Annotated in this window: 17 protein-coding genes and 2 pseudogenes; 11 read left to right on the top strand and 8 right to left on the bottom strand. The window is 68.9% G+C overall.

Annotation, left to right across the window (positions count from 1 at the left end):
• The first annotated feature begins 1,760 nt into the window (after nt 1-1,760).
• From ACL02R_RS28210 to ACL02R_RS28195, 4 genes are all read left to right on the top strand, one after another.
• The gene (locus ACL02R_RS28210) at nt 1,761-4,877 is read left to right on the top strand and encodes a ThuA domain-containing protein (protein ID WP_412799796.1); all 3,117 of its coding nucleotides are present in this window, start codon (nt 1,761-1,763) and stop codon (nt 4,875-4,877) included.
• A 117-nt stretch (nt 4,878-4,994) separates the two neighbouring features.
• Nucleotides 4,995-6,020: a LacI family DNA-binding transcriptional regulator gene (locus ACL02R_RS28205; protein WP_412799795.1), complete on the top strand. Its 1,026-nt coding sequence runs from the start codon at nt 4,995-4,997 to the stop codon at nt 6,018-6,020.
• 1,844 nt (nt 6,021-7,864) lie between these two features.
• A complete protein-coding gene (locus ACL02R_RS28200; RefSeq protein WP_412799794.1) occupies nt 7,865-8,065 on the top strand; it encodes a Mu transposase C-terminal domain-containing protein in 201 nt (66 codons plus the stop codon).
• A gap of 225 nt (nt 8,066-8,290) precedes the next feature.
• Nucleotides 8,291-8,593 carry a hypothetical protein gene (locus ACL02R_RS28195; protein WP_412799793.1) on the top strand — a complete coding sequence of 101 codons (303 nt, stop codon included), beginning with the start codon at nt 8,291-8,293 and terminating at the stop codon, nt 8,591-8,593.
• Nucleotides 8,594-9,152: 559 nt separating this feature from the next.
• On the opposite strand, the gene ACL02R_RS28190 is transcribed toward ACL02R_RS28195, so the two are convergent.
• The 4 genes and pseudogenes from ACL02R_RS28190 to ACL02R_RS28175 all read right to left on the bottom strand — a co-directional run.
• A complete protein-coding gene (locus ACL02R_RS28190; RefSeq protein ID WP_412799792.1) occupies nt 9,153-9,464 on the bottom strand; it encodes a hypothetical protein in 312 nt (103 codons plus the stop codon).
• A gap of 127 nt (nt 9,465-9,591) precedes the next feature.
• Nucleotides 9,592-11,838: a hypothetical protein gene (locus tag ACL02R_RS28185; protein ID WP_412799791.1), complete on the bottom strand. Its 2,247-nt coding sequence runs from the start codon at nt 11,836-11,838 to the stop codon at nt 9,592-9,594.
• Nucleotides 11,839-12,091: 253 nt separating this feature from the next.
• Nucleotides 12,092-12,898: a hypothetical protein gene (locus ACL02R_RS28180; RefSeq protein ID WP_412799790.1), complete on the bottom strand. Its 807-nt coding sequence runs from the start codon at nt 12,896-12,898 to the stop codon at nt 12,092-12,094.
• A gap of 122 nt (nt 12,899-13,020) precedes the next feature.
• Nucleotides 13,021-13,197: pseudogene (locus ACL02R_RS28175) on the bottom strand (UvrD-helicase domain-containing protein); the annotation flags it as partial.
• A gap of 171 nt (nt 13,198-13,368) precedes the next feature.
• On the opposite strand from ACL02R_RS28175, the gene ACL02R_RS28170 reads away from it, so the two are divergent.
• Nucleotides 13,369-14,109, top strand: coding sequence for a hypothetical protein (locus ACL02R_RS28170; protein WP_412799789.1), 741 nt, complete (start codon nt 13,369-13,371; stop codon nt 14,107-14,109).
• 141 nt (nt 14,110-14,250) lie between these two features.
• Entirely contained in the window at nt 14,251-14,991 is a 741-nt protein-coding gene (locus tag ACL02R_RS28165; RefSeq protein ID WP_412799788.1) for a hypothetical protein, read from the top strand.
• Between the two features lie 145 nt (nt 14,992-15,136).
• Here the strand turns inward: ACL02R_RS28165 and ACL02R_RS28160 are convergent, their stop codons facing one another.
• Together ACL02R_RS28160 and ACL02R_RS28155 are read right to left on the bottom strand one after the other, a co-directional pair.
• On the bottom strand, nt 15,137-16,177 hold the full coding sequence (locus ACL02R_RS28160; protein ID WP_412799787.1) for a helix-turn-helix domain-containing protein: 1,041 nt from the start codon (nt 16,175-16,177) through the stop codon (nt 15,137-15,139).
• A 654-nt stretch (nt 16,178-16,831) separates the two neighbouring features.
• Nucleotides 16,832-17,176: a hypothetical protein gene (locus tag ACL02R_RS28155; RefSeq protein ID WP_412799786.1), complete on the bottom strand. Its 345-nt coding sequence runs from the start codon at nt 17,174-17,176 to the stop codon at nt 16,832-16,834.
• Nucleotides 17,177-17,385: 209 nt separating this feature from the next.
• Between ACL02R_RS28155 and ACL02R_RS28150 the strand changes: the two genes are divergently transcribed.
• The 5 genes and pseudogenes from ACL02R_RS28150 to ACL02R_RS28130 all read left to right on the top strand — a co-directional run bounded on the left by ACL02R_RS28150 (nt 17,386) and on the right by ACL02R_RS28130 (nt 21,997).
• Nucleotides 17,386-18,102: a helix-turn-helix domain-containing protein gene (locus ACL02R_RS28150; protein WP_412799785.1), complete on the top strand. Its 717-nt coding sequence runs from the start codon at nt 17,386-17,388 to the stop codon at nt 18,100-18,102.
• Between the two features lie 55 nt (nt 18,103-18,157).
• Nucleotides 18,158-18,658: a hypothetical protein gene (locus ACL02R_RS28145; protein WP_412799784.1), complete on the top strand. Its 501-nt coding sequence runs from the start codon at nt 18,158-18,160 to the stop codon at nt 18,656-18,658.
• A 49-nt stretch (nt 18,659-18,707) separates the two neighbouring features.
• On the top strand, nt 18,708-19,568 hold the full coding sequence (locus ACL02R_RS28140; protein WP_412799783.1) for a nucleotidyltransferase domain-containing protein: 861 nt from the start codon (nt 18,708-18,710) through the stop codon (nt 19,566-19,568).
• A 90-nt stretch (nt 19,569-19,658) separates the two neighbouring features.
• Nucleotides 19,659-20,072, top strand: coding sequence for a hypothetical protein (locus ACL02R_RS28135; RefSeq protein WP_412799782.1), 414 nt, complete (start codon nt 19,659-19,661; stop codon nt 20,070-20,072).
• A gap of 241 nt (nt 20,073-20,313) precedes the next feature.
• Nucleotides 20,314-21,997: pseudogene (locus ACL02R_RS28130) on the top strand (DUF6119 family protein).
• 176 nt (nt 21,998-22,173) lie between these two features.
• Here the strand turns inward: ACL02R_RS28130 and ACL02R_RS28125 are convergent.
• Nucleotides 22,174-23,304, bottom strand: a complete 1,131-nt coding sequence (locus ACL02R_RS28125) for an endonuclease domain-containing protein (protein WP_412799781.1) — start codon at nt 23,302-23,304, stop codon at nt 22,174-22,176.
• Between the two features lie 590 nt (nt 23,305-23,894).
• A complete protein-coding gene (locus ACL02R_RS28120) occupies nt 23,895-25,145 on the bottom strand; it encodes an IS701 family transposase (protein WP_412799797.1) in 1,251 nt (416 codons plus the stop codon).
• Nucleotides 25,146-25,303 lie beyond the last annotated feature (158 nt).

Here is a 25,303-nt window from a genome sequence, read left to right as displayed (position 1 = left end):
GCTAGACCGGCGTGGCGCCATGCTCTTGCGGACAAGGGGCCCCGGGCCTTGTGGTGCCCGGGTCCGCCGTCCGGCATCGGCCGCCCCCCACCGTGATCGTTCTCGCGGCTCGGGCGCCCGGTTGCGGCCCGGGAGTTCTCCTCCGGGCAGTGGGCTCCCGGTCCCGGCGGGCCTGTGCTGCTGCTCCGCCGCCCGGTGACACCGGCTTGTGCCGGAAAGGGCGGTATGGGGCGTGGGGGAGAAGGGCGTACGCCGCCCGTGGTCAGTATCCCCGGGAAGGTGCCGGCTGCGGTACAGCGGAGCTGTCCCTCCCCGGGGTGCCTGTGCTGCTCCGGAACACCGCACGGACTGCCCGCCCCGCCGCGTCCCCCATCGCGTCTTTCCCTCCCCTCCCTGCCCGTCCGCGCCCTGCCCGTCCCCTCCCTGCCCGTCCGTGCCCTGCCCGTCCGCGCCGGTGCCGGTGCTGGGGCGCGTCTTGTGGGTCTTGTCGGGTTGGGCCGTGTTGTCGGGTGCGGTGCATCGGGAGGCGGTGCGTCGTAGCTCGTACTCGGTTCGTACTCGCGTGATGCGACGGCGCGGCGAGGTTTCCCTCAGGTGCAAGGGGTGCCTGGGAGGTGCCTTCGTGCCGGCGGCGCGGTCCCGGGAAGGTCCGCAAGACGCGTCCTGGCGTGCCGTGGCTGCAGCGCTGGTTCCGCCCGGGCCCGCGGTACCGGCCTGTACGGCGGGGCTGCCCTGCCCCCCTGCCCCCCTGCCCCCCCTGTCTGCCGGGCTGCCGGGCTGTTCGCGGCTGTGTCGGCTTCCGGTGCGGTCCCCTGGGGTCTGCCGGGTGGCGGTGGTGTGAGCTGTGGTCTGCCGGTACGTCTTTCCCGGGGGCGCTCCGGTTCCCGGGGAGGATGAAGGGACGCGGGCCGGCGGTGCCGTCCCCGGGCTGGCCTGGGGGCGGGGGCGGGGGCTGGGGGTCCGTGCAGGTGACGGGGGTGTCCTGCCTGGCCGGTGTGTCTCGGCCGGCGGGGGAGAGGTCTTCCGTTCTGTGCTGTCCGTCTGGCCGGGGCGGGCGGGCAGGGGCGGGGTGTTCCGGTGACCGGGCGGTGGGCCGGGGTGGTTGGCGGGAGTACCGGAAAATGCGTCCGGTGTGTCCGGACTCTTGACGGTGCTTCACCGGGCTTCCTACAGTTCCCGCGACACAGCAAGTTTTTCGAAACATTTCGAGCCGTGGGGGCCGTGATCCCTGTCCCGCACCCCCCACCCGCCCCCACAACCCTGCATCCCACCCATTCCCCCCACCGCGTCCAGGGCCTGGAACTCCCCCCGCCTCCACCCTTTACAGGTCCGGCGCCGCCCCCATCCACCGGTACGTCCCGCGAATCGCGCTCACGCACCTGTGTCCCGGGGGCCTGGACTTCCCGCACCCCCACAAGCCCCCCACCCCCCACCCCCACCCCCAACCCCCCACCCCCAACCCCCTGGCCCTCTGGCCCTCTGGCCCTCTGGCCCTCTGGCCCTCTGGCCTCTGGTCCTCCTGGTCTGCCACCTCTCTCCGCGTCTGCTGCCCGTCCCTCACCCCTACCCCCCCCACCCCATTTCCTGCTTACGCCCTCTCCGTGTGAGGTCCCGGTTGCCGGGGCTTTCCACCGGGGGGTGTCCGGCGAGCCGCCGGACATCAGCCCCCACCTCGGGGGCTGTCCCGTCATGCACAGGAATCGGACGCCCGGCCATTGCCGCAGGCGTTCCCCCACTTCTCTCCTGTGAGGAGCCGTGTTTTGAGAACAGCACAGCATCTGTTCCGGACGACAGCCCGTACCGGCGCAGCCGTTCTGACCCTGGCCCTGGTCTCCAGCGGTATCGCGGCCGCTCACCCCGGCCACGACGCGGACACCTTCAACGCCCTGGTCTTCTCCAAGACGGCCGGTTTCCGGCATGATTCGATCCCCGCGGGGATCAGCGCGATCGAATCCCTCGGTGAGGAGAACGGTTTCGAGGTCACCGCCACCGAGGACGCCTCCGTCTTCAACGACACCGATCTCGCCCGCTACGAGGTCGTCATCTGGCTGTCCACCACCGGCGATGTCCTGAACGGCGACCAGCAGGCCGCGTTCGAGCGGTACATCGAGGGCGGCGGCGGCTACGCCGGTGTCCACGCCGCCGCCGACACCGAGTACGACTGGCCCTGGTACGGCGAACTCGTCGGCGGCTACTTCAACGGCCACCCGCAGCCGCAGGACGCGACCGTCCGCGTCGAGGACCCCGCCCACCCCTCCACCGCCCACCTGCCCGCCGCCTGGGACCGCCACGACGAGTGGTACAACTACGCCCCCAGCCCCCGCGACAGCGCTCACGTCCTGGCCACCCTCGACGAGACTTCCTACGAGGGCGGCACCATGGGCGCCGACCACCCCATCGCCTGGTGCCAGGACATCGACGCCGGCCGCGCCTGGTACACCGGGATGGGCCACACCGCCGAGTCGTTCGCCGAACCGGCCTTCCTCGGCCACCTCCTCGGCGGTATCCGTACCGCTGCCGGCGCCGACCCCGCCGACTGCTCGGGCGGCACCGCCACCCAGCCCCTGGCGTCCGACTTCGAGAAAGTCACCCTGGACGACAACACCAGCAACCCGATGGAACTCGACATCGCCGACGACGGCCGTGTCTTCTACATCGACCGCAACGGCGCCGTGAACGCCATCCTCACCGACGGCTCCGTCGTCACCGCCGGCCAGATCCCCGTCTACACCGGCCAGGAATTCGGCCTCCTGGGCCTGGCCCTCGACCCGGGCTTCGCCGACAACAACCACCTCTACCTCTACTACTCACCCCCCGGCGACGACCCCGTCGACCGCGTCTCCCGCTTCACCCTCCAGGGCAACACCCTCGACCCCGCCAGCGAAGAGGTCGTCCTGACCGTCGGCACCCAGCGCCAGGAGTGCTGCCACGCCGGCGGCGCCCTCGAGTTCGACACCCAGGGCAACCTCTACATCGCCACCGGCGACAACACCAACCCCTTCGCCAGCGACGGCTACTCCCCGCTGGACGAACGCGAGGGCCGCGCCGCCTGGGACGCCCAGCGCACCGCCGCCAACAGCAACGTCCTCAACGGCAAGATCCTGCGCATCACCCCCCAGCCGGACGGTACCTACACCGTCCCCGACGGTAACCTCTTCGCCCCCGGCACCCCCGACACCCGCCCCGAGATCTACGCCATGGGCTTCCGTAACCCGTTCCGCATAGGTCTCGATCCCACCACCGACCAGCTGTTCGTTGCCGACTACGGCCCCGACGCAGGCGCCGCCAGCCCCACCCGCGGCCCTGAGGGCCGCGTCGAGTGGAACATCATCTCCCAGCCCGGCTTCTACGGCTGGCCCTACTGCGTCGGCGCCAACACCCCCTACAACGACCACGACTTCGCCACCGGCACCTCCGGCCAGCCCTACGACTGCGCCGCTCCCGTCAACGACTCCCCGAACAACACCGGCATCACCGACCTGCCCCCCGCCCAGCCCGCCGCCATCTGGCTCGGCGCCGAGACCAGCACCCCCGAGATCGGCCGCAGCGGCGCCCCCATGACCAGCGGCGCCTACCAGTACGACCCCGACCTCGCCTCCGACACCAAATGGCCCGAGTCCTTCGACGGCAACGTGATCTTCGCCGACTGGAACGACAGCCGCCTGTTCACCCTGGGCCTCGACGCCGACCGCACCTCCGTCACCTCCGTCACCCGCGCCTTCGAAGACCTCTCCTTCAACCGCCCCCACGCCCTCCAGTTCGGCCCCGACGGCTCCCTCTACATGATCGAGTGGGGCAGCGGCTTCGGCGGCAACAACACCGACTCCGGCGTCTACCGCATCGACTACGTCCAGGGCAACCGCGCCCCCCTCGCCCACCTCACCGCCGACCGCACCTCCGGCCCCGCACCCCTGGACGTCGCCTTCGACTCCGCCGGCTCCCACGACCCCGACGGCGGCCCCGTCACCTACTCCTGGGACCTCGACGGCGACGGCACCCCCGACAGCACCCAGCCCACCGCCACCCACACCTACACCCAGCCCGGCCGCTACACCGCACGCCTGACCGTCACCGACGAAGACGGCAGGACCGCCGTGTCCAACCTCGACATCACCGCCGGCAACACCGCTCCCGCCATCGACGTCACCGCTCCCGCCGACGGCGGATTCTTCACCTTCGGCGACACCATCGCCTACGACGTCACCGTCACCGACCCCGAGGACGGCACCGTCGACTGCGACGACGTCATCGTCCAGCCCGCCCTCGGCCACGACGAACACTCCCACGGCTACGAGCAGTACCACGGCTGCTCCGGCACCTTCCCCCTCCCCGGCGACGCCGGGCACATCGGCGCCAACATCTTCGGCACCGTCTCCGTCACCTACACCGACCACGGCAACGGCGACGCCCCGCCCCTGACCACCCAGGAGATCGTCGTCCTGCAGCCCAAGCACCGCGAGGCCGAGCACTACGACACCACCGGCCGCCTCGACTCCGCCGGCGGCGGCGGCGACCCCGGCGTCAGCACCGAGACCACCGGCGACTCCGCCGGCGGCGGCCAGAACATCGGCCACATCGACAACGGCGACTGGTGGGCCTGGGACCCCACAAACCTCACCGGCATCGACAGCATCACCCTGCGTGCCGCATCCCCCACCCTCGGCGCCACCGTCGAGGTACGCACCGGCGACCCCGACACCGGCCCCACCGTCGCGACCCTCCAGGTCCAGCCGACCGGCGACTGGCAGGTCTACGCCGATGTCACCGCCGACACCACCGGCACCCCCGCGTCCGGACCCCTCTACTTCGTCAAGACCACCGGCGAACTCAACGTCAACTGGGTCACCTTCAACGGACAGGGCATCACTCAGCCCTGACCACCCCGCACCCCCGCCCGTCCCGGCCGCCGCACCCCCACCAGACAAGGAGGGCGCGGCGGCCGGCCGCACCCCGGCCGTCCCGCAAAACCTCCGCGGCAGCAGACAATGGGCCCCGTGACCGGAAGCAACACGCCCCGCCCCACCCTCGCGCACATCGCCGAGCTCACCGGAGTGTCCGTCTCCACCGTCTCCAAAGTCCTCAACGGCCGCGACGACGTCTCCCCCGACACCCGCGCCCGAGTCGACGCGGCACTGCGCGGACACCACTACCAGCGGCGCGGCACCCCGGGCCCCGACCAGACCCCCCACACCGTCGACCTCGTCCTCAGCGGGCTCGACGGCTCCTGGCCCGCCAGCGTCGCCAGCGGCATGGAGACCGCCGCCTGGGAAGCCGGCCTCCACGTCGTCGTCTCCCGCGCCAGACCCCCCGCCCCCGGCCACCGCACCCCCGACTGGCTCGAACGCATCCTCGACCGCGGCACCGCCGGCATCGTCCTGGGCCTCGTCGAACCCACCCCCCGCCAACTCACCCGCCTCGCCACCGCCCACACCCCCTGCGTCGTCATCGACCCCCTCAGCGACCCCCCGCCCGACGTCACCTCCATCGGCACCACCAACTGGTCAGGCGCCTACGAAGCCACCAACCACCTCCTCCACCACGGCCACCACCGCATCGCCCTGGTCACCGGCCCGCCCCACCACCTCTACACCCGCGCCAGAACCGCCGGCTACCGCTCCGCCCTCACCGCCGCAGGCCTGGACACCGACCCCCGCCTCATCCGCCACGGCAACCACGACCGCGCCAGCGGCGCCGAACAGGTCCACGCCCTCATCACCCTCCCCGACCCCCCCACCGCCCTGTTCATCTGCTCCGACCACATGGCCATCGGCGCCTACGAAGCCCTCGCCCGCGCCGGCCTGCGCGTCCCCGCCGACATCAGCGTCGTCGGCTTCGACGACCTCCCCGAAGCCCGCTGGGTCACCCCCGCCCTCACCACCGTCCGCCAGCCCCTCAAAGAAATGGGCGGCAGCGCCCTGCGCACCCTCACCCGCCTCATACACGGCGAAGAACTCGAAAGCCCCCGCATCGAACTCGCCACCACCCTCATCATCCGCAACAGCACCGCCCCCCGCCCCTGACACCCACCGCCCCGCAGCCGCCGCAGGTTCCCAGCGCGCGCCACAAGGAACCGGCCCGGAACGGACACCCCCGGGGCCCCGGAAACGCCCCGGCGCCGCACTGCCCTCCCACCAGCGCATCACCCCCCCCGGACCCCCGCGGTGGATCCGTCAGTGCCGGGCCGGTCTGCCCCCAGCCCACGCCCCGTCCCTTCCGGCGAAGCGCCGGCTCTGGCATTCGGCGGCAGCAGCTCATGTCACCCGCCGGCCCGGCACGGGAATTGATCTTGTGGCTAGGTCGTGTCTCTTTGGTTAGCGTTGGGTCCAGATGAGGATGCCGGCGAGGTGGAGTGCGGCTTGGTAGGCGATGGTGAGTTTGTCGGTTCGTGTGTGTGATTGGGCGGTGGGGTGGCGGCGGGTGGATGTCAGCCAGGGTTGTGGTGTTCGGGGCTGGTGGTGGGCGCATCGTGGGGGTGGGGTTGCTGTCATGGGGTGACCAGGCGGGTGTTGTGGTGTGGCTAGCAGGTTGATCGCTGGCTGTCATGGCTTTCGCTGTTCCTGTGTGTGGGGCTGGTGGGGGCTGGTGGGGTCTGGTGGGCTGGTTCGTATGACGGTTCAGGGTGTTTCAGCGGGTGAGGCCGGGTCGGGATCGGCTGCTGTGGTGCCAGCCGGGGGTCCGCCGTTGGAGCGGGCGGTGGTGGTACGGCGGCTGCTGGCGGTGGACCGGGAAGAGGGCGGTCTGTCGTCGTTGCACGTGCGGATCGCGGCCGGTCTGGCGGGGGTGTCGGAGCGCACGGTCTGGCGGTGGCTGGCCGACGCATCCCAGAGCCCGGCGGCGGCCGCGCACCCCGGGGCTCGCCGCACCGGCCGCTTCGAGATCACGGCGGAGATCCGGGTGCTGCTGGCGTACTGGCACGGCAACGCCTCCGCTGTCCACCGCCAGCTCGTGCAACGCGCCGCGGCCGAAGCCGGAGGCGAACGCACCCAGGGGTCTGGCACTGCCGAGCCTGTCCCGCCGGACCTCGTGGCCGTTCCGGGCGGGGCAGCCCTGTCACAGGTGCCGCTGCTGGATCCGGTCCCGTCCCTGTCGACGTTCCTGCGCGCGCTGCGCAGGGACCTGACGGCGGGGAACCGGGCCGGGCTCGCTATCGGACCAGAGGCCGCACGCGCCCACGATGTGTTCGGAAAGCGGCCGACGTCATGGCGTAACTGCGCCTGGGAGAGCGACCACGTCCAGGCCCCGCTGCTGGTCGACGCCGACGGCGACCTGGTGCGCCCGTGGATCACCTGGTTCATCGACACCGCCACCAAGGTCATCACCGGTACCGCCATCACCCCGGGCCATCCCTCCCGCGCATCGGTACTGGCCGCCCTGCGCGCCGCCGTGGTGCGTGACGATCCCTACGGCCCGGCCGGGGGAGTGCCGGAGCAAGTGAGGGTGGACCGGGGCAAAGACTTCCTTTCCGCCGCCGTCACCACAGCGCTCGGCGCGATGGGCGTGACAGTCAAAGACCTGCCCGCCTACAGCCCGCATCTGAAAGGAACGGTGGAGAGCCTCAACCGGGCCGCGGACCGCATGCTGTTCGCAGCGCTGCCCGGCTACACCACCGGGCCCACAAAGCCCCGCTCGGGCCGCCGCGGACGCACCAAGCGGACAGGCGAGGCGGCATCTGCTCTGTCATTCCAGGACTTCACCACGGAAGTCTTGGAATGGACGAACTGGTGGAACACCGCACACCGCCCGAAAGCCCTGTCCGGCCTTACACCACTTCAGGCGTGGCAGGCCGATCCGACACCTGTCACCGACATCCCCGCAGCCGGACCTGTGGGCCTTCACCCTCGAAGACGACGGCCGGCCCCGGAAAGTGACCAGCCACGGCGTGAACTGGCGCGGCCGCACCTACATCGCCGCCTGGATGACCGGCCAGGCCGGACGCCAGGTCCGCGTGCGCTACATGCCACACCACGCCCACGAGATCGAGGTCTGTGACGCCCGCGGCCGTCACCTCGGCCCGGCATATCTCACGGACGCGGCCACCCCTCCACCGCCCTTCCCCGTCGCGTAGGAGCTCGCGCAGCGCGGCGTAGTGGCGTTGCCAGTCCGGTGGCCATGCCGGGTTCCAGTCCGCACCGACCGCCTCCAGCGCGTTACAAGGAGCAGGCCGACACGCGCTGGATGGTCCCGGACCAAGGACATGATGTGAAAGCCCTGACGGCACGGGAGAGTTGCGCACCACATCACGTCCGGGAACGGCGCGGGGTGCGACGCAGACGAGAAGAGAGATGCGCAAGTGAACACGGTACGAGCCCGGGTGTGGCAGTTCCAGGTGCAGGAGCCGGTGGTGACCGTCACGGAGGTCGGACAGGGTGACCTGGGGGTGGGACTGGCCCGGCTCATCCACATCAACGCGCTCGCCCGCGACCACAACCGCGTCCTCGACTACCGGACCAAGCAGCTCGAGGTCCGTCTCCTTGCCAGCTACCTCCATACCGCTGGAGCCGGCGGCCCCCTTCGCGTCGATCACCGCGCGTTCACGGCGAGCTCGCGGCACATCCGCGGCTTCGTCGCCGCAGCTCAGGGCTGGGCATGCTGACGGCGGCCGACGAAGCGCTCTTCGCGTGGGACAACACGGCGCATCCGCTGCACAGCTTCGACGCACTGCCGGGCAGCATGACGGGCTGTCAGAAGGGCGAGATCCCAACTGATTTGCTGTTCCACCTGCCCGGCGGCCGGGTCGCGGGAGAGGCCCACGGCCGACACCGCCGCACCAAGACACTCCTGCCGAAACGACCCCTTGCCGAGCAGAAGAACCGGCTGCAGGACCTGGCGCGATGGTCCGCCGCCCACCGGGACCACGCCTACTTCATGAGCTGGGTCTGGATCGGTTGCTCCGGCGTCACCTGGACGTCTTCCTCCCCCAGGACGAACGCTGGGACGGCGCACTCGACGTCCGCTGGAAGCGGCAGAGCGAAGGCCATCAATGCCGCTTTCCCGTGCACGAGCGACGGCGCAGACCACCAGAGGGCCCCTTCGGGCAGATGCCGACGGATGAACCTGAACCGCCACTCGACCCGCCATCCGCCACGGGCACACTGCGGACCATGTTGCCGGTGCCTGCTGCTGCTCGCACACAGCCCACGACCGACCCGCTCTCACGAACCGGTCGCCTGGTGCAGCGGCTGTGAGACACCGCCCCCGAACTCGATGCGGAACTCGCCGGCAATCCCGTCCACGGCACCTGGGTGCCCGCCGACGCGCTGGGACCTGCCCAGCACGAGGTACTGCTGGCCGTCCTGGCCGAACAGCCCCCACCCCAGGCCGGCGTCCGAGAACGTCTCGCACGGGCCGAAGGCCGCTTCGACGCCTGCCTCGACGGACGGCTGCTGACCGTCGTGCGTTCTGCAGCCGAGCCGCCGCCAAGCCGGCAAGACCTGGAAGAGGTGCTGCTGAGCTCGGCGTGACACACCGACACCCGAGCTTGCCTGGTAACCGGTAGGGGCGCCCGATGGCCGAGGTGTCCATCGGGCGCTTGCCTGATGCCCGCTGGACGCCAGGCAGCCTTCCCGCCGAGTGTCGGAGCCCTGTCCTCGGTCATGCCGATCCGGGCAGCTCACCCAGCAGAGCGTTCACGGTCTGCTGCCACCTGCGGGCCTCCTTCCGCAACGGGAACCATGCCTGGGCAGTCTCCCGGTCAAGATCAGTAAACTCCTCCAACGTCGCTGCCAGTTCAGTGCTGCCGGCGCTGTTGCTGCGAGCCGCTGCAGAGTGCACCTGGTGTGCGAGGACGTGCAGCCGGTGTGCGGCACGGTAGTAGGCGACCTGGTCCTGGCTGAGACGGCGGACGGCGTACCCGCCGCACTTGCTGCACGGGTCGAAGCCCTTGTTGCCCATCAACTCCTTGATGGCCACCAGGTCATCGTCGCGGCTGACTCCACGCTCCGGGCGCCGGTGCTTGCAATCGGGGGAGTGGGCCCGGCCCTGATACCGGCCGTCCGCGTCCGAGGTGTAGGCCTGTACTCCGGCGAGTACGCCAAGCGGCAGCTCGGAGCCACTCTGCCATCCGGTATCGGTGACGGGTTCGAAGGGTTCCAGGTCCAGTTGCTCCATGGCCAGCAGACCGTGCCAGACCGCCGATGCGAAGGGACGGTGCGGAAAATCCCGGTCGTTGTACCCGACAGCCTCCAGCTGGCGCAGGTCGGCTACCCCGCGGGCCAGGGCCAGGGAACGCAGTGCATGATCGGTGTCGCGTCGCGCCTCGCACAGCCGCACCAGCACCCGTTCGCCCTCCGCCGTGCTCAGATGGCTGCCGAACGCCTCGTGATGCGGATCGTGGATACGCGCGGGCCAGACGGATTCCTCCTGGTCGGGAGACGGCCGGCGGGGCGCGAAGAGGGCATCAGGCAGGTCACTTGCACCGGCGATGACGGAACCCTGCCATCCTGCAGCGCACCGTTCTTCCAGGACGCTCAGCGCCACGACCTCAAGCCCGCTGCCAACGGAGAACACCACGTACAGCTGCTCGGCGTCCCGCGTAGCGGCGCGCAGCGCGCGCAGGTGCTCGCCGGTGACCAGACGCCTGCTGTGGACCGGCGTGTCGTCGAACACCCCAGGCCCGACACCCGATCCGGCCGCGGGCCAAGGATCCGCCGGGGATTGTGCCGCCAGCTGTTCGGCCTCGGCGGTCCCCGGCTTGCTGTAGGACAGCGTGTGCTGCGGTGTCAGCAGCCGCACGGCCACCGGCTCCGGCACCCGCACGGTGATGACGGACTGCGGCTCCCAGACAGCGTCGGCCGTGTACGAGGCGAGCACCCCCAGCTCCCACTCACCCAGCCGGTCAACAAGCGACTTGCCAGAGCCGCGCTCCGCCGCATCACGGGGAAGACGAGCGACCACAATCCGCTCGTCGTGCTTCTCTCCGGCCGCTGCTCGGACGTCGGCCTCCCAGCCTGCCACCACCGCCCGGGCCCGCTCCAGCATCTGGTCGCGACCCTTGCGGCGGCTGCCCATCGTGTCGGTCAGATGATGCACCACGTAGGTCTGCTGCCGCGGGTCGTCCCAACTGTCCTCAACCGCGCTGCGCCACCGCCGCCACAGCGACAACAGCTGCCGGCGAGCCTCGCCGGGGTCGCCCAGCGGTGCGAAAGCCGGCTCGTCGGCGGGCACATCCGGCTCCGTCATGGCGGCCGCCGCGGTCGCCGCCAACAGCGCCCTTTTGGCGACCAGCAGCTGGGCCTGCTCCTGCAGGACGCGCAGATACCCGGCCTTCGCTTCGAGAGCCGCCCCGGCCCAGGCCCGCAGCCAAGGGAACAGCGCCAGCTGCCGGTGCGTGCGGTGCATGCTCGCCAGCGCGCCGCCCCACTGCCGCAGCACCAACTCGCGTACACGCTCGGCCTCTCGCCGCTCCTCCCACGTGTCGTCCTCGCTGTCCTCGTCGTGCTCCGCGTTGTCCTGTTTGATAGGGACCGCCGGATCGTCGGCCACGGGTTTATACAGCACGGCGGCCGCGTGCCGGACCTCTTCGTCCTCGAAGGCGTTCTCGTCGGGATCGCGGAAGCTGTCCAGTTCGTACAGCAGACCCAGCCCGGTCAACGCGCCCAGGAACACCGCCAGACCCGTACCCGGGCGTGCCCAGGACCCGTAGGTGCCGCACTGTGGGCACATCCGCCCGACCACGGCGGCATTCAGATGTACCGTCCGTTCGACACCGCGAGCCGAGCGCAGATACGAGCACGACGGTGTGGCATGCAGTTTCGCCTGCTTGCCCTGACCCGACCATATGGTGATCGTCGTGCCCTCGAACGGGCCGAGTGGCACGTCCGACGTCAGCTGACCGTACATCCCGCAGACTCCCCCTGTGAATGAGATCCGCCACCGCCTCAAACCGCTGCGACAGGCGGAAGTCGACCCTAACGCGCGGCAGGCCGAGGATGGGCCGGTTGATCTCATAAGGCCCTAAGCGGACAGGCCCGTCCACGGGCGGTGGCCTCATGCCGGCACTGATGCCGACAGCGTGGGCACGCCGAGCAGCAGTCTGCCGCCAGGCTCGTGGTGTCTGCCCCCGGCGGTGTGCGGGGACAGACACCACGAAGGGTCATGCGACGCGGACCGGTACCTGCCGCTCGGTCAGCAGCCGGGCCAGCTGATCACTCTCCTCGTCGGGTAGGGCGACGGCGGCCAGGCGGCGGGCGCGGGTGACGGCGACATACCAGATACGCAGGACCTCGTCGGTGGCCGGGTCTGCGGTGGCCCAGCGCTGGACGCTTCTGGCATCGGGCAGCAACAGCAGGACGCCGTCTGCTTCATCGCCCTTGAGCTGGTGGACGATGTTGGTGCGGATACCGGTGGCCGCCTGGAGGCGCGACACGGTGGGTCTTCCGGCGGGGCGGCCTTTGCCGCCTTGCGGAGCAGCCCCGGGCAGAGCGGGCCAGGCCTTCATGGCCTGCCAGACCTGCGGCCCCCATTTCCGGTGGGGCGCAGGCAGGCTGTGCAGGAAGGCGAACGCCGTGCGGTTGACCTGTCCGGCCGAGAGACGGTGGTCGGCCATGATGCGGTCGGGGCCGCCGGGCTCGCCCGGGTACCAGTAGCCGAACAGGACGCGCACGGCGACCGCGCAGGCCCGGGCGAGGTCATCGCCGCTGGCGCCCGGGGTGTGGGTGACGGTGCGGGCCCAGGCCAGGCTGGTGATGGCGTTGGTGTTGGTCTTCTCCCGGGTGATCCCCGGCAAGGTGGCGTACTTGTGGGCGGTCACCAGGCAGTCCTTGGCCGGGACGGCGTACTCCTGGGCCAGCGTGCGGAAGGCGTCGACGATGCCGGCACCGGTCGGGGCGTGCAGGTGCCGGCTGCCGGAGTCGGCGTACCGGGTGGGCAGCACGAGGACGGGGATGTCGTCGTCGCGCACCACGGAGGTGTCCGGTGGGCGCTGCCCCGTGCGCAGGGTGGACGCGAGCCGGCAGATGACGGGGAGCTGCGCCAGTTGCCGGTCAGGCGGTGCGGGGCGGGGGAGAGCTGAGCGGCGAAGGACTGGAGAGCTTGGGGTTCGGCGCCGCGCCAGGCGTAGATCGCCTGGTCCGGGTCGCCGACGAGGACCAGCGGCAGGCCGGCGTCGTGCAGCAGCTGAAGGATCGCTAGGTCGGCGGCGGAGCAGTCCTGTGCCTCATCGACGACGACTTCCGCGAACCGGGAAAGCAGCGGGGGCAGCAGAGCGGCGGCGGTCTTGGCGTGGCGCAGGTTCCACAGGGCCAGGACCCGCGCCTCGTGCCCAGAAGCGGGGCCAAGATGCTCAGCCCAAAAGGGGACCAGCCCGAGCCCACGGTCTTGTTCGTCCCGTTTCTCGGTGGGATGTCAGTGCGTGCTCCTAGTCTCTCTGCCATGACATCAGCGATGCCTAAACGGCTGGTCACTGAACTTCCGGGCGATCCCGCCCGTCTTCACCTCCATTACGGCCATGGACATCCTGCGGTGCCTTACGACTACGAGGACACCCTGGAACCCTGGCATGTCGCGGTCACTTATGGGATAGCGGGTAACGAGGAGTGGGAAGTCGAAGAAGGGGACGGGGGCGGTCACGCCCCGGCAGCGGGCTCCGAGATCGGGCACCTTATCCTGTGGAGGCTGCGTGACTGCACCGGCGACAACCGGTGGGAGGTGGCGGACGCCGAGTCCGGCGATCTTGAGGTCATTGTCTCCGCCGTCCTTGGCCGTTCCGGACGCACCGGCTACAGCGCCGCGTTCGAGAAAGCGGTCACGCATCCCGTTGGTGATCTGTTGATCCTCGACCGCGTCAGCCTCGACAAGGCGTGGAGGGGTTTCGGGCTGGGCCCGGCTCTGGCCGCTGAGGCGATCCGCCGCCTGGCCGGGGGCTGTTGCGCGGTAGCGGTGTTTCCCGGCATGGGCGAGTACCCCGAGGACCGTGAGCAAGTCACCGAGACCTATCGGCTTCAGGCGAAGAAGAAGATCGCCGCGCTGTGGGAGAGCATCGGCTTCCAGCCGTTCCGCCGCGGGGTGTGGCTCCTGGACACCGCCCTGCGTCGGTCGGAGGAGCTCATGCAGGCCCGCCGCGCTGAACTGCGCGCGCTCGGCAGGCCTTCCAACTTGCCCCCATCCGCCTGAGAACGGCCTGCCGGACGCCACGGCTGCCGCGGAAGGGGCACCGGAGTGAGTCGGCGCGGCCCGCGTATGTTCTGGTCTCAACTTCAGGCGCCACATCGCGGATGACACGAACACCGAAGAAAGAGAGGGAAGTGGGGAGCCATGGGGGAGAGCGAGCCGGTGGGCGAGGACATCCAGGATGCGCTGGACTGGGCGCGGCAGCGCCTTGAGGAGATGGGCGTCTTCACGGCGCAGGACGGACTGCGGTGGGCGGCGGCTCATGGGCTCGTCCTGTCCGTGTGGCGCAACGGTCCGATCGAGGACGCGCACGCCTCCCGGCCGACCAGCCGTCGCAAGGCATTGCATGACGGGACGATGTTCGCCCGCAACACTTGGCTCACCCGGCAGGCCTTCGACGTCCTGGGCTCCGACGACCAGTTCCGTCTCTACGAGCTGGAGGACCTGGTCCTGGACCGGGACATGGTCTGGCCGGGATGCGAGGGGACCCTGACGGAGTTCGGCTGGGGATTCCTCGGGGAGATCAAGAAGCAGGTGAAACAGCGCATCGACATGTTCAGGCACTTCGAGAAGATCCTGCCGGCGGACGACTTCCTCGTCTTCGCTGGCGCTCCCCGGATCGGGACCCACGACGATCACTACGGTATGCCGAAATGGCCTGCCTGCGTGGACGCGGCGATACGCCGACTGCGCGGCGAGGACGAGGAGTTCTGGCATGCCCGGGGCGACTTGATGACTCGTATCGGTTCCGCTCCCGCTCCCGTCACCGCGGACCTTGAGGCAACCCGGAAACTGCTGCTGGAGTCCCCGTGGGAACTGGGCGCCGGAACCCTGGACTGGTTCGCCTGGAACCCGATCCTGAGATCACCGCGCCCGACACCCTAAGCCTGGGCGGGAAACAGCGGCTATGCCCACGCAGTGGGCGCCGCCGTCCGTGGTGCACCCGCCCGCCGTGGCCTGGTGTGGACTGCCCGGTGGGACGGAGGAGAGGAGCGGCATCTGGGGGTGTGGCCTGGGTGAACCGCTGTGGTCAGTGGGAGTTGTCGGCTGTTCCCGGTCGCAGCAATTCCGACATGCGGTTGAGTGCTTCGGCGGTCCGGGCCTCCTGTTCCTCTTTCGGCAGTCTGACGAAGGCCAGCTCGGATGTGCACCGTTCACGCAGGTCGTCCCGGTCGAACCAGCGAAGAGGGTGACGGGGGTCGCCGGGGTCGTAGACGCCTTGTCCGTACGCCTCCATGAGTGTCAGGTCATACCGCCGGTGGCCGTGACTTTCGTCCGGCGGGAGGAGGCCGCCCACCATGCGGTTCATCCAGTCCTCCCGGATCGCGTGCTCGTCATCGGGTTCGTCGGCATCGGGGTCGTAGCCGAACACGTCATCCGCGTTCCGAAGTCCGGGGAACATGTCAAGGACGTCGCCGATCTGAGGCGGGTCGGTGTTCTGGATGACGATCCACAGGGCGTACTCGTCGGCCAGGCACTGAGGACGCGGGATACGCCCTTTCCCCAGTTCGCTGCCGATCCGCATGATGCGCTCACCCATGCGCACCAGCCAGTGGTTGCTGACCTGGGTGAGAGCCAGTTCAGGCAGCTCGCGCAGGAGGCCGACGTCCCGGATTGTCGCCTCGCCTTTCAGGTAGGCGGCGAACTCGTGGTCGAACGAGGTGTCCAGGTGCAGCTTGCCGTCCCGGGTGGGGGTGAAATCGGAGAAGTCGACCGTGTTGGCCAGGGCCATGGCGTCTGCCGGGGTGAGCGGCTCACCGGTGAAAGACCTGTTGAACAACTGCACGACATCGCTGACCGACTGGTCGATCTCGACGCGATCTTCGGCCTCCGGAGTGGCCTCGGCATCAGTCAGTTGCCTCAGCGCCGTGACGCTGAGCTTCAGCGCCCGGGCGAATCCTTGCAGGTTGTCCGCCCGGAACCCGTCCAGCGCGCTGGCACTGTCTGCGCTGTTCTCGAAGCGCCGCCAGGTCGCCAGAGATACGTCAGCGCGCCGAGCCGTCTCCTGCTGTGTGAGGTTCAGCTGGGCACGGCGCCGCTTCACCGCGTTGTTCGCCGATTCCTTGGCCATGCTCGCCCCTTCGCGTGTCCGACAGGTAACCTCCATTGAGATTAGCACTCATTGAGTGCTTGTTTGATGTTGGGTGTGAGTTGGTTGTGGTGCAGGACAGGGACGGGACGGCCGGCCGGAACACCGGGCCGGCACGGAATCTCGGGCAGGGCTGGACCTGAATCTCAGCGCGCGCGGGACGGGAGAGGGGGATGTCGCTGTTCGGCGCTCTCCCGAGGGCGCTGCGGACACGATGCGGTGCGCAGGGAGAAAGGGAATCTCGGCACGTGCCAGTCCGAACCAGGCAGGCCACGTGCCGGCTGTCTGACGAGAAGAACTGCCGACGTCCGGTGGTCGGCAATCCGGTGGGGAAAACCTGCGTGTGCTCTTCAGCCTCCATGCGCTGCGGGCAGGGCTGTTACCTCGGCCTCCGCATGACGCTCAGCTGGGCAGACCGGCAGATTGCGGGGCTGGATGTCCGACCCCTGGTGCAGGATGAAGGCACTGCGCTCCACGCCCTTGCGGAGAGGTGCCAGGGCCGGGGGTCTGCTGCGTCAATAGGGGGCGTTCGTGTTCCAGCGTCATCTTCACCGTCACGATGACATCAATCTGGTGATGTCCGCGCTGGGGAACGATCCTCAGTGCCTGCCGGTCCTGATCGCATGGGGTTCGGCACTACGGCGGCACAGGGCTTCGGCGTTGCGGGAGGTCATCGCGACCGGAGCGTGGCAGAACGACGTCCGTGTCCGCCGCGCTGCGGCCCACTGGCGTGAGGAACCCCGCTTCCACGTCTTCCTCGACCACGGGCTCGAAAAGCGCCGAAACCGCGGCCCCAAATATGAGCACCTGAACACCGCGCTGCTGACGTTCCCCGAGACCCGCGCCGCCCTGTACCGGGTGAGCGCGGCGGAATGCCCGCAGCACTGCCGCACCAAGACCGGCACCTTTGCCGAGGACCGGCACGTGGATGACTACCGCGAGGCGCTGTTCGGCTGGTACGCCGCCATCCAGCACGCGCACGCCTGTGTCGTGAGGGCGGCGCGCTGGTTCGCGGAGACACAACCGCCCGACTCCCGCCGGCCTGAGGCCTTCACCGACTGGATGACCGGAAACCGGCGCCGACACAGCAGCAATACCGTCCAGGAGACGGAGCCGGCTGCCCGGGGCGCCTTGCGGGAAATCATCCTGATGATGCAGGCCTGGAGCCCGCATACCTCGAAGCCATCGACGTGGCCTTCCAGAGGGCGGGGGGAGAGCGCGAATCCCACGCCTGGGGCGGCGGCTTCGAGCCCGCCGGCCGGCCCGAGGCCCAGGCCGCCGCGGAGGCACTCGCGAGCGTCCTGGGCCCGCAGGAACGCCAGCAGGTCCGGGCGGTCATCGACGAGATCGAGACCGACGACGAGTTCCGTGACATGGACCGCGCGAAGGACAGCACGCTGCCCTGCACCAGAGACCGGCACCACACCTACGGCGCAGACCCCGGTGAGCGCGAGGACTGCGCCAAGACCCGAGGCCGCGTATACGAGGAAGCCTCTCAGCCCTGGAGTGAGGGCGTCGACCACGGGGCCGGTGCCGCTCGGCTCGCCCGGTTCCTCCTCGGCCCCCGTGACGACCGAATCCAGACCGCTCTTGCCGCTGCCCGGGCATCTGTCGCCCGGCAGACCACTGAGAATGCGCCGCAGGTCTGGCACGACAATGCCGAACTCCTCCGGGAAGCCCGCGAAGCCGCAGGACTCGACCTTCACGCCGCCGCCGGCCACCTCGGCATCAAGCCCGCCACACTCCAGCGCTTCGAGCAGGCCACCGGCAAGCTCCCCGGACGCCCCGTCTCCCTCAACTACCTCCAACTCCTCACCCTGACCTACAGTCAGGCGGCTCGCATCCCTCCCGCCTGTATCCCGCAGGCCATCTCCCAGCCGGTGATCTCACTACCGACCACCCTGTAGGACGCACCCGCCGCACGCCCCTCCCGCCACTCCACCACTATGTGAGGAATCCGCATTGTTCGAAGAGATACATCACCGGCTCTGCGGGCGCCCCACCAAGTCCGGCGCTCCCTGCCGTGCGCAGTTCTCAGGTCCGGGCTTCGCCTGCAAACTGCACACCACCGACCACGAAAAAGCCCTCGTGGACGCCTATGAGCAGGGCCTTCAGGCCGGCCGGGCGCAGGAAAGGGAGTGGAGACAGCGGGCCGAGACCGCGCAGGTCGAACACCTTGAGCACCAGGTACGGACCCTGCGGGAAGAACTCGACGCCAAGAACCGCCGCTTCGAAGTCGACGGCCACCAGGCCGTCACCGTCGACGGCTACGGATACCGCTGGAACGGCCCCGGCACGCTCGAGGTCGGCGACCGTGTGCTCCTGCCCGAGAACTACGTCAGCGCCCTGCGCCACGGCCCGGGCCCCTTCCCCGGGATTGTGACCGAACTGGGCACCACCTACACCGGGACCCTCAGCACGATCATCTCCCGGGCCCCTGCCACCCCGCGGCAGACCGGCTGACACCACACGCCCACGCCAACCGGTACCCGACGACCAGCGGAGTTTTTCCGTGAAACGCGAGCGCGCCACCACGCTCCTGAACGACATGCTCGACCGGCTGGAGGAAGGAGGCTGGCCGCTGGACCTCGTCGACGAGATCCTCGTCTTCGGCTCCTACGCACGCGGCGCACTGAACCCCTCAGACGTCGACCTGGTCGTGGAGCACCGCACCGACGACCGCCTCACCTCCGAGTTCCTCCACGCCCTGTCCTACGGCCGCGACCCCTCCGCCTCGATGAAACGCGCCCTGAAAGGCAACAGCCGCGGCCTACAGATCCACTTCCGCGAACGCAAGACCCTCGAAGCGGAAGGTTTCGAACTGACCTTGCTGTGGACCCGCGGCGAACCCGTCGACACCGCCCGCACCCGGCTCGCCGCCATCACCCCTGACCCCGAGGCAGGCCGTGCCCCACGCGACCACATGATCGAAGCCTTCGACGGCATCGACCGCTGGGTCCCGCGCCCGGTCCGCATCGATCTCACCGACCTCGTCGACCGTAAGGCGGCCACCATCCGCCAACTCCAGCTCCCCAACGCCGAACCCGCCCATCCCGCAGCCCTCGCAGCCCTCACCCGCTGGAGCGACACCAGCCCGCTACGCCGCGCAGCAGCAGCCGTCCTCGCTCATCTCGAAGCCGCCTCCCGCCCCCTCGACTCCGTCTACCTGCACGGGGAACCGGTCATCGGCAGCCGTTACAGCGACACCGCATGGCAGACCGGCATCGGATTCGGCTGGAGCCACTACCGCCGTATCCCCCGCCACCTACAGGAGGGCACTGACTGGTTCGAGGTCGTCCGCCCCACACGGACCCAGCCCCTGCACACTCTCCACATCACCGTCCAGGACCGCTCCGCTCTGCCCCGCCGATGACGCAACACCCCACACCCGGGTGAGCTGCAGGGCCGCGCGCAGGACGTGGACCGGGGTGTGCCAGGGTGATGGGGAAGGAGGCGGTGTCGGGTGAGTACGCTGCGGGTGGACGTGTTCGCATTCGACATGCCGTGTCAGCAGTGCTCGATGCCCTTGCGGTGGGTGTTCGGGCTACTGCCTTCGCACCGGCCGGACGGCAGCGAGTTCAGCACGACCGACTTTCCCGAAGCCGTCGATGTGGCACGCCGGATCCTGGCCGACCCCACCGGCGACACCATGGACCTGGCTGCGCAACTGCACGACCGCCCCGCCTGGCAGCGGGGGCGCAGCTTTAACCCGAACACGTGTGGCCGCTGCGGGCACCAAGCGGACTGGCACGTCCTCGACGACGTCATTCACCGTGCCCTCCACGGGCGATGGGTCCGCACAGCAGAAGGCAGGGTCGCGGTGCCGCAGTGGCGCGCGATCCGCGGTCGCGGGCAGGGAATCTTCTGGACACCGTGAACCACCCCGGCCCGAATGCTGAGCGGCCGAATGCAACGGCCCCCGTTCACCGGCTGCCGCATGAGACGGGGCATCTCGCCAGCAGACGGTCCCGGCCGGTCCGGTGATGCCGGGCGAAGGCCGTGCAGCTTCCCGGGAGTCCGGCCTTCCCCATGAGCCGGATAGATCTGTTCGGCGGTGAAGACGGCTCCCTGTCTGCTTTCGTGGTGTCTTCAAGTGCTTTGCGCATGGGGAGGCCGTCGTGAGTAGTACTCGCACATCCCGGTCCGCCACCCGTAAGTTCACCCTCCACCGGCTCAAACCTCCCGAGGGCACTACCCCGGAATTGCACAAGTTCGTCCGCGAGAGATGCCTCGACAGTGAGGATTACCAGGCCAGGGAGTTCACCCGCCAGGGGGTGGAAGGCCTGCTGATCACCGGAGGTGTTCCCCGAGGGTGCGCCGACTGGTGCAGCGCGGTGGAATACATCACCGGACTGGAAGTCAACGAACGCAGCCGGGCCGCGGCGGGACTCATCCTCATATGCACCGGCGGTGGCACCTACGCGCTGAGTTACGGGGTAGGGCAGCACATGCTGGATCCCTACTTCCGTGACGACGAGTTCGGACTGGAGTTCGCAACCCGGTGCCTCAACGACGATGGGGTCATCAAAATCCGCAACCAGATCATGGACGGCAGAGGCCGCGTCGACGAGTACTCGGTGTCACGGGGCGAGCGGATCGACGACTTCGGCCTGGACCGCTTTGGTGCCGTGGTCCGCCGCATCTGCGGCACCGTCAGCGGACTGTCACTGACCTCCCTGGAGACAGGCAGGACACGACAGATCCGCGTTGAGTGCTCACAGGCCACCAATAAGCTCCCCCTGACCACCGCCGTGGAACAGTTCCTGAGCGACCTCCAGACGATCGAAGACGTCTGCTCGAAGCCCGATCCGCTGCCGCAACTGCGTTTTGTGAGCAGGGTCCACACCCTCGACAACCGCAGCCGCAAGGCCGTGGAGGCCCAGGCGGTCCTGGAAACGTACCTCACGGACCCGGACAGCCCCCGCCTGACCATCGGGATCCTCGACTCATGCCAGGAAAGCTATAGCTCGGCCCAGGCGTTCCGCGCCAGACGAGACGCCCGCACGATCGAGACAAGCGACCTCGAACTGCACCACCTCTGCAGCTCGTACAGGACAAGCCCGAAGGAGAACGGCTCAAGGCTCTCGGCGACGTACGGGTCACCATGTTCAGCGACGACGACTACCAGACTCCGGCAGGCTTCACCACCAACGGAAAAGAGTGGCTCATCGCCGACATCACGATGGGCACCGACCGTCTCTTCTACGGCAACGGCAAATGGTTCGAGGTAGGGGCCGGCTTCCTCGAGACCCTGGAGGAAGAACTCGCCGCCCTGTTCTCCCAGCCGCAGACAATAACCCTGCCGCCGTGGCCCAAGGGTCCGCCCAACTCCAAGGGCCACGACTCTCACGACGAGGACCGGTTCAACCACCAGGCAGCGAAGCCCGACGGGTATCTCCTGTTCGACAAAAAGGACATCGTCAAGGAGAAATTCAGAGGAGGGCGACTGGAGATCTGCGACGTCCTCGGCCCCGAGAACCAGCTGATCTGCATCAAGAAGGCACCCGCCAGCACAGCCCCCTCAACCACCTCTTCGCCCAGGGCGTGGTCGCCGTTGAGACGCTGCGCAGCGACCTCGACGTACGGACTAAATTCCTGGAACAGGTGGCCGCGCACACGCCGGACCATCGCCTGCTCCACGACTTCGGCACACTCCGGGTGGTCTTCGGGATCCTCTTGAAGGACGGCCAGGACATCCGCGTCGACTCACTGTTTGCCTTAGCCCAGGTCTCGCTGCTCCAAGCGGTCAGACGGCTGCGCGCGATGAACGCGGAGGTCGAAGTCGTCGCCATACACCGCTGAACCAAGGAGAGCCTCACCGGTACGGAGGCTGTACCAGAGTCAACTGGTGTGCATTGGGATGTGGTCGAAGAACCTCGGCACCCGTAACGGCGCTTTGGCCTCTGCGCTTGAGGCGGTCCGTCTCAGCGGGCATGTCGTCTCCGGTGGCGGCCGAGGACGACACGCCCGGCGCCCCGCTACAGCCCTGAGCCGATGGCTTCGTCGATGAACCGGCTTACCAGAAGCTTCACTTCGTCCGATGGGACGGTGACGGACCATGCAAGCTCCGGCTGATGCTGATAGCACCGGAACCGGGCCACGACCGATCCGTCGTTCTCGGCGTAGAACCACCTCCAGGACAGTTTGTGCGTACATGCCGCGTGCGGTTCGAATACGGCAAGGCGGCGGACGATGTCGGCGTGGTGGTGGAGGGGGAGGGTCCGCTGAGCGCGGCAGTCCGTGCACTGCAGAAGGTGCTCGATCCCTCCGGGACGGTCGATGAACCTATGAGCGCCCTCGGAGTTGTTGCACTTCACGCACAACGGCCCGCGGAACAGACCGTGGGAATGGCAGTGGTCCCAATACAGGGCCCGCCGGGGTTCAGGACACATCCGGCACAGGAAGACCTCGGCGGGAGAGCGTTTGGCGAACCCCTTCGTGTACTGGCGGCCTCGCAGATGGCCGGTATAGGGCCTGGAGGCCCGGGCGGCACACGACGGGCACAGAACGACGAACCCTGAGGCGCTCGAAGAACACCACTGCTCGCGGCTGGCCGGCGTTCCGCAGCCCCTGCACACGTCGTCCTGCGCCGCGAGGCCCGCCTCGATCTCTTCGGCCTGGTCCAGCACAGCGGCATAGGTGCGAGGAACCAGCCACTCCTTCCCCGACCAGACCATCAGCGGCAGCGGCCGGGTGCTCGCGATGGTCCGCCGAGTGAATGCTTCGGGCAGCTGCTGCCCGGTGAAACCCTCAGGTAGGACACCGGGGTCCTGCACCTGGGGAAGCTCGGACTCATAGGTGGCCTGAGAAATCCACTGCCAGACGCGAGAGCGCCAGGTGTGTGATTCGCTGGCCTCCAGGCCGGCGTCGACCAGGTCGCCGGGGTCGACCTCGAGTCCAGCGAGTCGCTTGCCGGCCTTCTGGATGTCCCGGTCGAGGAAGCGCCATTGCTGCCGGTACTTGTAGCCTGGCACGGCTGTATCACCGATGAGCACGTGGCTGGCAGCGGCGAATGTGTAGCGGTTCACATGATCCAGATACGCGTGGACTGTCGTGTGGTGGGTGAGGTCGGCAAGCCTTTGGTGTGCTGCATGGAGTGAAAGCCACATGAGGCATAGCTCCTTGAGATCGCTGATAGGGACAACGGGCGAGTCACCGAGCAGGCCGACGGGGCGGCACTGCCTTGATGGGGGAGATGTCACGGGCAGGGCGCAGGCCTGGGCCGCGGTGCAGGCACCGGTTCCCAGCCACCGGTCAGGAAGACTGCCCCGGCTTCTTCGCAGATGCTGCGGCAACGGCGGTCGGTGAGGAAGCTGGCGCGGTCGCCGTACTCGGTGGGCCGTACGGTCGCCCGGTGCAGTGTCCATAGGCCGTCGCTTCCGGTGCCGTCCGCAGCGGTGAGCCGGCGCAGCCATCCGTTGAGGGGATCGGCTTGTGCGGCTGTTTTCGGCCGGGTGCGGGTGCAGGCGGTCAGCCAGTCTGCGAGCCACGGTCTGCCGGCCCGGCGGCTGATTTCCGCTAGTACTCCAGCAGGATTTCGCTGCCTGACCTGCGAGTTTGGCTGGGCGGCTGGAGTGTAGCGACTCGTGGAGTGGTGAGAGGCGGTTTTACGGAGGCCGCCCCTCGAACGTGTGCCATCGCCGCTGGTAATGGCAGTGTCTGGCTACTGCTTGGCGTCGCCGGCGCCAGTTCGACCAGTTCATCGCGTGGCATCGGCCTCGGTGTCCGCGCAGGTGCGGAGGCCGGGGGAGACAAGCTGCCAGGAGTCGCCGAACCTCCGCCACTGTGAGCTCGATGACCCCGGCCGTTGCACCGGTTCCGCCCCCTTTTCCCTGACCTGGTGTGTGGTGGCTGCCAGGTAGGCGTGCGCGAGCATGGCGAGGGTGATGTGCCGATACCAGCCCACGTAACGGCGGACTTCGTACTGGTCCAGGCCGCACTCGTTCTTCGCGGCCTGGAAGCATTCCTCGATCGCCCAGCGCGCCCCGGCGACCTGCACCAGCTCCCGCGCGGTGGTCTCCAAAGAGGCATAGGCGAGGTAGTAGGCAATCTCGTCTGGCTTGCTGATGCTGCGGCGGGCCAGCGCCCACCGCATCCGGTGAGGGATCTCGCCTTGGTAGTCGAACTCGGCGACGGCCGGCAGTCGCACCGCCGCCCAGTGGTAGAAGCGCGGCCCCTTCGCGCCGTCTCCGCACGAGATTTTCTCCCACGCCTCATCCGGCGCCTGCGCGATCAGGCCCTCGATGCGAGGACAGCCCACGGTGAACTGGGACTTGGGCACGGCCAGCACGTAACCGACGCCCGACTGTTCCAGAAGCCGGCGGAAGCGACTTTCCTGCCCGTAGGCGGAATCCGCGGTGACCCAGGCGATGGGCAACGGCGAGGCGAGGGAACGCAACACCATGCGCCGGGCCAGTTCACCCTTCGTCGCGAAGGTCCGCTCGTGCGGGACTCTCGCCACCTGGCAGCGTTCGTGGTCCTCGGCCCAGGACTTGGGGAGATAGAGCTCACGGTCGACCAGAGCCCGGCCATGGGAAGTCGTGTAGGCGGCGAAGACACCGATCTGGCAGTTCTCCGTGCGGCCCGCGGTCCCGGAATACTGGCGCTGCACCCCAGCCGAGGTAGTGCCCTTCTTGATGAAGCCGGTGTCGTCGATGATGAGGATCCCGTCGTCCTCGCCGAGCTTGTCAGCGACGTATTCCTGCAGGTCGTCGCGGATGTCGTCGGGCTCCCACTTCGCGCCGGCGAGCAGGTGTTGCAGCCCGTCGGGAGTGGAATGGCCCGCCCGCTCGGCCAGCTGCCAGCTGTTCTTGCGGGCAACCGGGGCGAGCAGACCGTGCACGTAGTCACGCATGCGGCGGCGGAGCTCGACGCGGCAAAAGCGGTGGCCGATAGCCACGAAGAGATCGTCCAGTTCCTGGTCCCACTGCTCGACAGCACGCTCGGTGATCACCACGCGAGGTTCTCCCAGGAACGGCCAATGACAGCGGCGATGGCACACGTTCGAGGGGCGGCCTCCGTAAAACCGCCCCTCACCACTCCACGAGCCGCTACACTCCAGCCGCCCAGCCAAACTCGCAGGTCAGGCAGCGAAATCCTGCTGGAGTA

It is taken from the genome of Streptomyces sp. MS19 (assembly GCF_047200595.1).
Classification (GTDB): domain Bacteria; phylum Actinomycetota; class Actinomycetes; order Streptomycetales; family Streptomycetaceae; genus Streptomyces.
This window is presented reverse-complemented; position numbering and strand designations above follow the sequence as displayed.